Below are 12,202 nucleotides of genomic sequence, written 5' to 3'. Positions count from 1 at the left end.
GTGAAATGTGTCTTTGGGAAAAACAACAATTTTAAAACCCGCAGGATTCTGGCAAGGTGCTAAAGATAGCCAAGCCATTATTTTTACCTATCTTCCAGTTTCATTTGCATTTGGTGTATCTGCAACACAATTTGGTTTTACTGCGTGGGAAGCCTTGTTTCTTTCCTGCTCTATGTATGCAGGTGCAAGTCAGTTTTTAGTTGTCGCGTTATTAGGAAGTGGCACGTCTATTTGGATGACAGCTCTTACCGTTATTGCCTTAGATATTCGGCATTTACTATATGGTCCTGCTTTACAAAACTTAATTCAAAATAAACTCAACCTTAAAAAAACAGCAATTTGGGCTTGGGGCTTAACAGATGAAGTCTTTGCTTCAGGTATGATTAAGCTTTCTCAAAGACGTCAAGAATGGTCTGAATCTTGGATGTTAGGTCTAAGTTTATTTAGCTGGATGTCTTGGGCTTTAGGCTCATTACTTGGCGGTTTATTTGCCGATCAAGTCAGTAACTTACCTCAATTTCTACAAGCTGCTTTAGACTTCTTACTACCTGCTTTATTCCTTAGTTTCCTGTTGGCTGCTTTTGAGCGTAAACATACATTTATTGTGGCTATTACCATTATTGTATCTGCTATTTCTTGTTATTTTATCGACCTTTCGGCTGCAATTTTCATTGGTATTACATCTGGTATTTTTGCAGGCTTATTTAAACATTATGTGCTCAAACAACATGATGAAGCACTTGTAGGAGATCATCATGAATCTTGAGATTATCCTAATTGGTATTATTGTTGGTGTTGCTAACTTTGCATCACGATTTGGTCCATTTTATTTTATTCAAAAGCGCCTTGAAGGTAGTCAAAAACGTGGTGCATTGTGGGTAAAAATCGCATTGGGTAGTATTGGTATTGCCGCTATTAGCTCTATGCTTGTTGTTGCTACACTGCCACCATTATTAGAAACTCCTAATAAAAGTTTTGCCATGCTTGTAGGTTTCACCGTACTGACAGGCTTATATTTCAAATTTAAGCAAATTGTACCTGCAACACTCACTGCGGCTTTGGTATATGGGCTTGTTTATACATACTACCCAGTGCCGTTTTAATATATAGACACTAAAAAAACCTTAAATTTCAAAGATGATATTGTTGAATAAAGTTATAAAAAAAATTGTTAGACAATATCATTATTTTATGTGAATCCACACTTAATAGTTGTGCTAGTTCTGCTATGCTAAAAGTCCATAAAATCAAGCATGGATGATTTACATGAGCGTGACTATTGGTACCCCACTTCAATCTTCTGCTGTTAAAGTTTTACTTTTAGGTTCAGGTGAACTAGGTAAAGAAGTGGTGATTTCACTACAACGATTAGGTGTAGAAGTACATGCAGCAGATCGTTATGACAATGCACCTGCAATGCAAGTTGCACATCATGCTTATACAATTAATATGGCAGATGCCCAAGAATTAAAAAATTTGATTCATCAAGTAAAACCACATTTAATCATTCCTGAAATTGAAGCTATTGCGACAGAAGTACTGGTTGAAATTGAAGAAAAAAATATTGCAACCGTCATCCCTTCTGCCAAAGCCGTAAACTTAACGATGAACCGTGAAGGTATTCGACGCCTTGCTGCAGAAGAGCTAGGTTTACCTACTTCAGCTTACCGTTTTGCCAACACCTTAGAATCTTTCCGTGCTGCATGTGATGACATTGGCTATCCAAACTTTGTAAAACCTGTCATGTCATCTTCAGGTAAAGGGCAATCTCGTGTTAAAACTTTCGATGAGGTCGATGCTGCTTGGGAATATGCTCAAACAGGAGGTCGTGTAAATCAAGGAACAGTAATTGTAGAAGCGCAAATAGATTTCGACTTTGAAATTACTCTATTAACTGTACGCTCTAAAAACCCAGAAACAGGTGAAATTGAAACTTCTTTCTGCGATCCGATTGGGCATCTTCAAGATTCAGGTGATTATGTAGAAAGTTGGCAACCTCAAGTCATGACTCCCGCCGCTTTAGAAGAAGCAAAACGTATTGCCCATAAAGTGACTACAGCCCTTGGAGGATGTGGTATTTTTGGTGTCGAACTGTTTGTAAAAGCAGATAAAGTATGGTTTAGTGAGGTTTCTCCTCGCCCGCATGATACTGGCTTAGTCACACTTGCTTCACAATTTCAAAGTGAATTTGAATTACATGCTCGTGCCATTTTAGGCTTACCTGTAAATACTGCTCGCCATAGTGCTGCAGCAAGTGCTGTGATTTATGCAGGTGTCGATGATCACAATCTATCTTTTTCTGGCTTAGATCTTGCTTTAGCAAATCCAAATACAGACTTACGATTATTTGGTAAGCCAGAAGGCTTTAAACGTCGTCGTATGGGTGTTGCAACTGCACGTGCTGAATCGACAGATCAGGCACGTGAACTCGCAAAATTAACGGCAAGCTTAGTCTCTGTAAACCAAAACTAAGTTAAAGATATAACAACGGATACTGTTCATGATCAATACTTTACCTTTACAAGATTACGTTAAAAGCGACCACGATATTAAAGCACTTAATCAATGGCGTTCAGATGTAGAAAATCAGCTACAAGCGTATTTTGATCAAGGACAGTCTATCCGTGAAGTGATTCTTGCACGTTCTAATTTAATTGATGAAGCACTGAAATTTTTATGGCAACATGCCGAACTTCAAAATACCAACTTAGGCTTATTTGCTGTGGGTGGTTATGGACGTCGTGAAATGTTGCCTTATTCAGATGTCGATATCATGATTTTATCTGAACATGAAATTACGAAAGAACAAGAACAACTTATTTCAACCTTTATTTCATCTTTATGGGATGTGGGCAATTTCAAACCTGGAATCAGTGTTCGCACCATTCAAGATTGTGTTACCCAAGCAACAAACGATTTAACCGTTGCAACTGCGCTAATTGAAGCACGACTCATTATAGGTAATGAACATTTATCTAAATGGCCACGACGTATTGTTTCGCAATCTTGGACAGACAGAACCTTCTTTGATGCAAAAATGGACGAGCAAGTAAGACGCCATGCTCAACATAACAACACAGAAAGCAATTTAGAACCCGATATTAAAAATGCACCGGGTGGAATTCGAGACATCAACCAAATTGGCTGGATTGCAAAACGCCATTTTCGTGTTAATCGTATTTACGACTTAGTACATTTAGGTTTTATTTCTGAATTTGAATTAGGTGTTTTAGAAGAAGCTGAATGCTTCCTGTGGGAAATTCGTCACTACTTGCATCGCTTAACCAAGCGAGATGAAAATCGCCTCTTATTCGATTATCAACGTGATATTGCAGCATTCTTTGGCTATGAACGTGAAGAAGGTCAATCGGCAAATTATCCAATTGAGCAATTCATGAAGCGTTATTACAGAACGGCTCAACAAGTCACAACACTAAATGAAATGCTTTTAGCCTACTTCAATGAATCTGTCATTACCCCTCGCTTGCCCGATTACGAACGAAACATTGAAGAAATTAACGAAAATTTCAAAATTGTAGATGGTAAGCTAGCAGTTCAACATCATAAAATTTTTTCTGAAAAACCAAGTGCGATTTTAGAAATTTTCTATTTATTGGCAAATCGAACAGATATTGATGGTATTCGTGCACGTACTTTGCGTTTACTTACTTTAGCTGCAAAACGTATTGATCAAGATTTTAGAAATAATCCCGAACATCAAGCATTATTCATGTCAATTATTCGATCACCAGATCGTTTATACGAAACAATGAATGCCATGAAACGCTACGGTGTTTTAGGCAATTATATTCCTGCTTTTGGACAAATTATGGGACTCATGCAATATGATTTGTTCCATATTTATACTGTAGATGCTCATACCCTATTATTACTGCGCAATTTAAACCGCTTTAAAGCACCTGAATTTGCAAAAGATTTTCCTGTCGTAAGTTCAGTATTTCAACGTCTAGTCCGACGTGACATTGTTTATCTTGCTGCCATTTTCCATGATATCGCCAAAGGTCGTGGTGGTGATCACAGCGAACTTGGCGCTTCAGATGCTATTGAGTTCTGTAAAGCACACGGATTGACCGACCGTGAATGTCATCTTGTTGCATGGCTTGTCAAAAACCATCTTGGCATGTCTGTCACAGCACAAAAAAGAGATATTTCTGACCCCAATATTGTGAAGCTTTTTGCTGAAAAAATGGGAGATATGGAGCATCTCGACTACCTGTACGTGCTAACAGTTGCAGATATTAATGCAACTAACCCAACACTTTGGAATACTTGGCGTGCATCACTTATGCGTCAACTTTACACCCATGCAAGAGATGTAATTCGTTCAGGTTTAGGACGTCCTGTGGATTATCAAATGCTCATTGAAGATACCAAATTTGCAGCTAGCGAATTATTGGTCAATGACTTTGCCTTATCTGATGTCGAAAAAGTTTGGCAAGAATTGGGCGATGAATATTTCATTAAAGAGTCAGCAGATGAAATTGCATGGCATACTCGTGCCATCTTACAGCACAGCGATAATACAGCTCCGCTTGTTCTCATGCGAGCTCAACGTAAATATGCACAAGATGCAGTACAGATCTTTATTTACACACAAGATCAACCCAACCTATTCGCCACTACAGTTGCCGTACTTGACCGTATGAATTTAGACGTTCAAGATGCACGCATTATTACAGCAAGTACATCTTTTAGTTTAGACACTTACGTTGTACTTGACCGCTTTGGTACACTGCTAACAGACCCTGAGCGTGAAAAAACAGTAATTGAAGCTTTAGTCAAAGCACTTAGTCATTCAGATCAATATCCTGGTTTAATGCAACGTCGTATTCCACGTCAATTACGACATTTCGATATTGAAAATACTGTGGACATTACGTTAAATGAAGTGCTTCAACAAAACATGGTTGAAATTGCAACTCTAGATCATCCGGGCTTACTGGCACGTGTCGGTGGTTTGTTTATGATTCAAGGCTTAGACATTCACTCTGCGCGTATTGCGACTTTGGGTGAAAAAGCTGAAGATATTTTCTATGTCACCAAGAAAGATGGCATTCCAATGACTGAGGAAGAAGCTCAAACTTTTGCTGCCCAACTTAAAGCAGCATTAGACGAAGCCTCTAATCAAGTTTGTGTACAACATTAATCTAAGTTAATCGGTATTTGCTCCATGAACTCTAGTTTGTCTTTATTACATCCGTATCCATTTGAAAAGTTAAATAAACTTTTTCAGGATGTGAAAACTGCGGATCTCCCTTTGATTCCACTTTCAATTGGTGAACCTAAACACCCTGCACCGGAGTTTGTAAAACAAGCAATTATCGACAACTTTAAACACCTTTCTACATACCCAAATAGTAAAGGTTTACCTGAACTACGTGAAAGTATTGCAAATTGGCTATCTCGTCGTTTTAAATTAAATTCTATAAGTGCTGAAACTCAAGTTTTACCTGTTTCAGGTACACGTGAAGCCATTTTTTCTTTTGTTCAAGCCTTAGTAAATCGAGACGATGCACCTTATGTGGTCATGCCAAATCCGTTTTATCAAATTTATGAAGGTGCGACGCTTTTAGCTGGTGCAAAACCATATTTCATCAATTGCACAGAAGAAAATAATTATTTAGGCGATTTCGATGCTGTTCCTGCTGAAGTTTGGGAAAAAACCGCATTATTATTTGTATGCACACCAGGCAATCCTACAGGTGCAGTATTATCGAAAGAACAATTTAAAAAGCTTATTGCACTTTCAGATCAATACAACTTCGTCATTGCATCTGATGAATGCTATTCAGAGCTTTGGTTCGATGAAGCACCTGTTGGCTTATTGGAAGTTTGTGCTGAAATGGGACGTAATGATTATAAAAATTGTGTCGTTTTCCATTCCCTTTCTAAGCGTTCAAACTTACCTGGTATGCGTTCTGGCTTTGTTGCAGGCGATGCAAACTTACTGAAACCCTATTTGCAATACCGTACTTATCATGGTGCTGCAATGCCTGTTCAACATCAACTTGCTTCAATTGCAGCTTGGGATGATGAAGCACATGTTGAAGAAAACCGTAAGCTTTACCGTGCTAAATTTGAATTATTCCAAAATGAATTGGGACATTTACTTCCATTACAAAAGCCCGATGCAGGTTTTTACTATTGGTTAAAAGTCGATAACGATGAAACCTTTGCTAAATTACTTATGGAAAAAGCACACATTAAAGTATTACCAGGTCGTTATTTATCACGTGAAACTGAACAAGGTAATCCTGGTGAAAACCACGTACGTATGGCTTTAGTTGCAGATATTGCTCAATGTGAACAAGTCATCCAACGCTTAAAAGCAATTTTATAATTTAAATACTTGGTTGATCCACAATAAAAGGATGTGATTTTAAATATAAATCACATCTTTTTTTAGAAAAATTAAACTTATTTTTTAAATATTTTCAATAAAAACAAAAAATTACAAAGAAGCACCGAACATAAAAACTGAGCGCTAAAAAACGTGCTATTTATAATATTTAAATGATAATAAAAGGATCGAAAATGTACTATAGCAACGGGAACTACGAAGCTTTTGCTCGCCCACGAAAACCTAAAAATGTAGATAACAAAAAAGCTTGGTTTGTTGGATCTGGCTTAGCCTCATTAGCCGGAGCAGCATTTTTAATCCGTGACGGACAGATGTCAGGTCATAATATTACCATCTTAGAAGAACAATCACTCCCTGGCGGCGCACTAGATGGAATCAAAGAACCAGAAAAAGGCTTTGTGATTCGTGGCGGTCGAGAAATGGAAAATCATTTTGAGTGCTTATGGGATTTATTCCGCTCAATTCCATCTTTAGAAATTGAAAATGCTAGTGTACTTGATGAGTTTTATTGGTTAAATAAAGACGACCCTAACTATTCTTTACAACGTGCGACCATTGAACAAGGTAAAGATGCCAAAACAAACGGATTATTTACCTTAAGTGAAAAAGCCCAAAAAGAAATTATAAAAATATTCTTATCTACTCGTGAGGAAATGGAAAATAAGCGTATTAATGAAGTCTTTAGTACGGAATTTTTAGAAAGCAATTTTTGGCTATATTGGCGAACAATGTTTGCATTTGAAGAATGGCATTCAGCTTTAGAAATGAAGCTATATCTACATCGCTTCATTCATCACATTGGCGGACTTCCAGACCTATCAACACTTAAGTTCACAAAATATAATCAATATGAATCTCTTGTTCTTCCAATTGTCACATGGTTAACGAGTCACGGCGTACAGTTCCAATATAACACTGTCGTAAATGATGTCGATTTTGATATTACACCAACAAGTAAGCAAGCAACATATATTCATTGGACAAAAGATGGAGTAAATGGCGGTACTGCTTTAACTGAAAATGATCTTGTGTTTTTAACCATCGGTTCACTAACTGAAAATTCAGACTTAGGTGATCATCAAACACCAGCAATTATAAAAGATGGGCCCGCACCTGCTTGGGATTTATGGAAAAATATTGCAAAAAAAGATACAAACTTTGGACGTCCTGAAAAGTTTTGTTCAAATATTGCCGAAACAAAATGGGAGTCTGCAACAGTAACCACGCTTGATAAACGCATTCCTGAATATATTCAAAAAATTTGTAAAAGAGATCCTTTTAGTGGAAAAGTTGTTACAGGCGGGATTGTTACAGCAAAAGATTCATCTTGGTTACTTAGCTGGACAGTGAATCGTCAACCTCACTTTAAAAATCAATCTAAAGATCAAATTGTAGTATGGGTTTATTCTTTATTTGTTGAAAAACCTGGAGACTTCATTAAAAAACCAATGCAAGACTGTACAGGTGAGGAAATTACCCAAGAATGGCTCTACCATCTAGGTGTACCCGTAGAAGAAATTCCAGAGCTTGCTCGAACAGGTGCTAAAACTGTTCCCGTGATGATGCCCTATGTCACATCCTTTTTTATGCCACGCCAAGCAGGTGATCGTCCAGATGTTGTGCCTAGTGGTTCTAAAAATTTTGCATTTATTGGACAATTTGCCGAAACAAAACAGCGCGATTGTATTTTTACTACAGAATATTCTGTACGTACGCCAATGGAAGCCGTGTATACACTACTCGATATAGAACGAGGAATACCTGAAGTATTTAACTCTACATACGACATACGTTGTTTATTAGCTGCAACTGGGCGCTTAAGAGATGGTGAAGAAATTGATATTCCTGGACCAAAATTTTTACGTCACCTACTTTTAAATAAACTAGACAACACTCAAATTGGTTCATTACTCAAAGAGTATAAAATTTTAACGGATAAATAAGTATTCAAACACAAATAAAAAAAGCACTTAATGTGCTTTTTTTATTTGTTTAATATTTCATTTCAATGCTTTTTCAATTTCTTCTTCTAATGCTTCGGGTTTTGTCGTAGGTGCAAATCGATCAAGCACAGTGCCATCTTTAGCAATCAGAAATTTTGTGAAATTCCATTTAATCCCATTACCTAAAACCCCTTTGCTATTATTTGTTAGATAGCGGAATAAAACATGTGCTTCCGCACCTTTCACATCTACCTTGTTAAACATAGGGAACGTTACACCATAGTTTTTTTGGCAGAACTCACCTATTTGTTCACTCGAGCCTGGGTCTTGACCACCAAATTGATTACAAGGAAATCCTAAAATAAGGAACCCTCGATCTTTATATTTTTGATACAGTTTTTCTAAACCCGAAAATTGTGGTGTAAAACCACATTTGCTAGCTGTATTCACAATCAATAAAACCTTTCCTTCATAATCTGAAAAAGATTTATTTTGACCATTTAATAACTCAGCATCGAATTGATAAACATTTGTCATGGATAAGTATCCTCATCATTTTTTTCTTGTGATTTTAATTCTAATGATGCCGAATTTACGCAATAACGTAGTCCTGTCGGCTCTGGCCCATCTGGGAAAACATGTCCTAAATGTGCATCGCAATGATGACAAGTAATTTCTGTTCGAATCATCCCATGCGATACATCTTGCTGTTCTTCTATTACTGAAGTCGTTATTGGCTTATAAAAACTTGGCCAACCACAACCGCTGTCAAATTTTGTTTCAGACGTGAACAATGCCTCCCCACAACAACGACAGAAATATGTTCCAGATTGGTGAGTATTCCAATATTTACCCGTAAAAGGTGCTTCCGTGCCTTTTTGACGTGTTATACGAAATTCTTCTGGTGATAACTCTCTTTGCCATTCTCTGTCTGTTTTATTGAGTTTTCCCATGATTACGTACCTTTCTATCTTGCAGTTTTAAATAGGATAATCCTATATTTACGTGATTCATATTAAAATTTCTAGTCTTTATTTTTACAAGTTACAAAAGACCTATAATGATCAAAAAAGCAAAAAGTAAGCAAAATTACAAATAAAAGTGAGCAACTAAACCACTTATTGCTTTTTTGTAAGCAAAATTAGTGGTAGGCTTAACCATATTCTTACTCAGGATAAAAAATGTCGCAAAAAAAGAGCGTTCTTTTTAAAAATCTACTCCCTGTTATTAAGCAATATCAACAGGCAGGATTTACGCATGAAAAAATAGTTACATTACTCAAAGATGAACATCATCTCGATCTTGTAACCACAGAGACATTTAAAAGCTATTTATACCGTTATGCAAAAGTGACTACCACTCATTCCGAGAACATCAAAATGTCGAACACTCTACAATCCCGTCGTGAAATTAAAAAATCATCAAAACTCGAGCATGTATGCTACGACATTCGCGGACCTGTGTTACGAGCGGCCAATGAGATGGAAGAAGCGGGTCACAAAATTATTAAATTAAATATTGGCAACCCTGCTCCTTTTGGTTTTGAAGCACCACAAGAAATTATTAATGATGTTGCACTAAACTTACCAAATGCAGTTGGTTACACAGACTCAAAAGGTATTTTCCCTGCACGTAAAGCCATTTGTCAGTATTACCAACAAAAAGGCATTCTCAACATGCATGTCAATGACGTGTATATTGGTAATGGTGTATCCGAGCTCATTGTGATGGCAATGCAAGGCTTATTGGACGATGGCGACGAAATGCTTGTTCCAATGCCAGATTACCCACTATGGACAGCTGCAGTTAACCTATCTGGCGGTACAGCAATTCACTATAAATGTGATGAAGAAAATAGCTGGTATCCTGACATTGCGGATATGGAAAGCAAAATCACACCCAATACACGTGGTATTGTGATTATCAATCCAAACAACCCAACAGGCTCTGTATATCCACGCCATGTTTTAGAGCAAATTGTTGCGCTTGCTAAAAAATATGACCTTATTTTGTTCGCAGATGAAATTTACGACAAAATTATTTACGATGGTATTGAGCACGTATCAGTTGCAGCACTTGCAGGCGATCAACTTTGCGTTTCATTCAATGGCTTATCTAAAGCATATCGTATTGCAGGTTACCGCTCTGGGTGGATGGCAATTACAGGCGACAGATCACGCGCTTTAGACTACATTGAAGGTCTAGATATGTTGGCATCTATGCGCTTATGTGCAAATCATCAAGCGCAATACGCAATTCAAACAGCGCTTGGTGGATACCAATCTATTAATGATTTAATCCGCCCAGGTGGACGCCTATACGAACAGCGCAATATTGCTTGGGAAATGCTCAATGAAATTCCGGGTGTTTCTTGCGTTAAACCCGAAGGTGCAATGTATTGCTTCCCTAAGCTTGACCCAAATGTCTACCCTATTCAGAACGATGAACAACTGATGCTCGATTTGCTTCGTGCAGAGAAAGTGTTATTGGTTCAAGGTACAGGCTTTAACTGGCCAACCCCAGACCACTTCCGTGTTGTGTTCCTTCCTGCTGAAAATGAATTACGTGAAGCAATTACTCGCTTAGGTCGCTTCTTAGCGAAAATGCGTTAATTTATTATTTTTGAAAACTCAAGCCAAGTGTTCACACTTGGCTTTTTTATTGCATTACCTTTGATATCAACATTCATCATTTTAAATGATGCTTTGCACTTTGATATTTCGTTTTGACTATATCCTGAGCAGTTTTCTTTAGTTAAATTAAACATTCAGGATGTTTTATAAATGACAACAAATAAGGAAATGTAATGAAAAAAACATTAACCACGTTAGCTCTTTCTCTTAGCTTAATTATTCCAATTTCATCTTTTGCTAAAAATAATGTTGTCGTTGTTGCAACAGGCGGTACCATTGCGGGTGCAGGTGCAAGCTCAACCAATAGTGCAACCTACACTGCTGCTAAAGTCCCTGTAGACGATTTATTAAATGCCGTTCCACAAATTCAAAACTTAGCCAATGTCACAGGTATTCAAGCACTACAAATTGCATCTGAAAGCATTACAGATAAAGAACTTCTAAGCATTGCACGTCAAGTAAATGACTTAGTGAAAAAACCATCTGTAAATGGCGTTGTAATTACACATGGTACAGATACAGTTGAAGAAACTGCATTCTTCCTTAGTCTTGTTGTTAAAACAGATAAGCCTATTGTACTTGTTGCATCTATGCGTCCACCTTCAGCACTCTCAGCAGATGGCCCACTCAACCTTTACAGTGCAGTAGCTCTTGCAGCATCAGATAGTGCCAAAGGTAAAGGGGTCATGATTCTCATGAATGACAGCATTTTTGCTGCACGAGATGTATCAAAAACCATTAACATTCATACCAATGCCTTCCAAAGCCAATGGGGAGCACTAGGTACAATTGTTGAAGGCAAACCATATTGGTTCCGCAATGTCGCAAAACGCTTCAATAACTCATCAGAGTTCAATATTGAAAATATCAAAGGTGATGCTTTACCACTTGTACAAATTGTTTATGGTTCAACAAATATGTTGCCAGATGCTTATCTTGCTTACCAAAAAGCAGGTGCTAAAGCGATTATTCATGCAGGTACAGGTAATGGCTCAGTAGCAAAATACCTTGTACCTACACTTAATCAATTACAAGCAGAAGGTGTACAAATTGTTCGCTCATCTCGTGTACCGCAAGGCTTTGTTTTACGCAATGCAGAACAACCAGATGACAAATATGGATGGGTTGTTGCACACGACTTAAATCCTCAGAAAGCAAGAATCCTTGCTGCTTTAGCTTTAACAAAAACCAAAGATGCAAAAGAAATGCAACGCATGTTCTGGGAATATTAATCTAACACATTA

At 37.5% G+C, this 12,202-nt stretch carries 10 protein-coding genes; 8 read left to right on the top strand and 2 right to left on the bottom strand.

From position 1 onward, the window contains the following. Nucleotides 1–28 precede the first annotated feature (28 nt). The 6 genes from AC5YDH_RS09120 to AC5YDH_RS09095 all read left to right on the top strand — a co-directional run bounded on the left by AC5YDH_RS09120 (nucleotide 29) and on the right by AC5YDH_RS09095 (nucleotide 8,325). Nucleotides 29–766 carry an AzlC family ABC transporter permease gene (locus AC5YDH_RS09120; protein WP_496118781.1) on the top strand — a complete coding sequence of 246 codons (738 nt, stop codon included), beginning with the start codon at nucleotides 29–31 and terminating at the stop codon, nucleotides 764–766. After that, nucleotides 756–1,103 (top strand): L-valine transporter subunit YgaH, encoded by a 348-nt coding sequence (ygaH, locus tag AC5YDH_RS09115; protein WP_496118731.1) that lies wholly within the window; start codon nucleotides 756–758, stop codon nucleotides 1,101–1,103. Before AC5YDH_RS09120 ends, ygaH begins: the two co-directional genes overlap by 11 nt. Before the next feature lie 154 nt (nucleotides 1,104–1,257). Continuing rightward, on the top strand, nucleotides 1,258–2,472 hold the full coding sequence (gene purT, locus AC5YDH_RS09110; protein WP_496118729.1) for a formate-dependent phosphoribosylglycinamide formyltransferase: 1,215 nt from the start codon (nucleotides 1,258–1,260) through the stop codon (nucleotides 2,470–2,472). 28 nt (nucleotides 2,473–2,500) lie between these two features. After that, the gene (gene glnD / locus AC5YDH_RS09105) at nucleotides 2,501–5,167 is read left to right on the top strand and encodes a [protein-PII] uridylyltransferase (protein ID WP_496118727.1); all 2,667 of its coding nucleotides are present in this window, start codon (nucleotides 2,501–2,503) and stop codon (nucleotides 5,165–5,167) included. A 24-nt stretch (nucleotides 5,168–5,191) separates the two neighbouring features. Beyond that, nucleotides 5,192–6,361, top strand: a complete 1,170-nt coding sequence (gene dapC, locus AC5YDH_RS09100; protein WP_496118725.1) for a succinyldiaminopimelate transaminase — start codon at nucleotides 5,192–5,194, stop codon at nucleotides 6,359–6,361. A 194-nt stretch (nucleotides 6,362–6,555) separates the two neighbouring features. Then, the gene (locus AC5YDH_RS09095; RefSeq protein ID WP_496118723.1) at nucleotides 6,556–8,325 is read left to right on the top strand and encodes an oleate hydratase; all 1,770 of its coding nucleotides are present in this window, start codon (nucleotides 6,556–6,558) and stop codon (nucleotides 8,323–8,325) included. A gap of 57 nt (nucleotides 8,326–8,382) precedes the next feature. On the opposite strand, the gene AC5YDH_RS09090 is transcribed toward AC5YDH_RS09095, so the two are convergent. Both AC5YDH_RS09090 and msrB read right to left on the bottom strand, forming a co-directional pair. After that, nucleotides 8,383–8,862 carry a glutathione peroxidase gene (locus tag AC5YDH_RS09090; RefSeq protein WP_496118721.1) on the bottom strand — a complete coding sequence of 160 codons (480 nt, stop codon included), beginning with the start codon at nucleotides 8,860–8,862 and terminating at the stop codon, nucleotides 8,383–8,385. Continuing rightward, on the bottom strand, nucleotides 8,859–9,278 hold the full coding sequence (msrB, locus tag AC5YDH_RS09085; protein ID WP_496118719.1) for a peptide-methionine (R)-S-oxide reductase MsrB: 420 nt from the start codon (nucleotides 9,276–9,278) through the stop codon (nucleotides 8,859–8,861). The genes AC5YDH_RS09090 and msrB overlap by 4 nt, the downstream gene beginning before the upstream one ends. A gap of 228 nt (nucleotides 9,279–9,506) precedes the next feature. On the opposite strand from msrB, the gene AC5YDH_RS09080 reads away from it, so the two are divergent. Together AC5YDH_RS09080 and AC5YDH_RS09075 are read left to right on the top strand one after the other, a co-directional pair. After that, the gene (locus AC5YDH_RS09080) at nucleotides 9,507–10,937 is read left to right on the top strand and encodes a pyridoxal phosphate-dependent aminotransferase (RefSeq protein WP_496118717.1); all 1,431 of its coding nucleotides are present in this window, start codon (nucleotides 9,507–9,509) and stop codon (nucleotides 10,935–10,937) included. A 194-nt stretch (nucleotides 10,938–11,131) separates the two neighbouring features. After that, a complete protein-coding gene (locus AC5YDH_RS09075) occupies nucleotides 11,132–12,190 on the top strand; it encodes an asparaginase (protein ID WP_496118715.1) in 1,059 nt (352 codons plus the stop codon). Nucleotides 12,191–12,202: the final 12 nt, after the last annotated feature.

It is taken from the genome of Acinetobacter sp. FY683, assembly GCF_059515885.1.
Note: the sequence above shows the minus strand (reverse complement) of the source record. Positions and strands in the feature narration are given on the sequence as shown.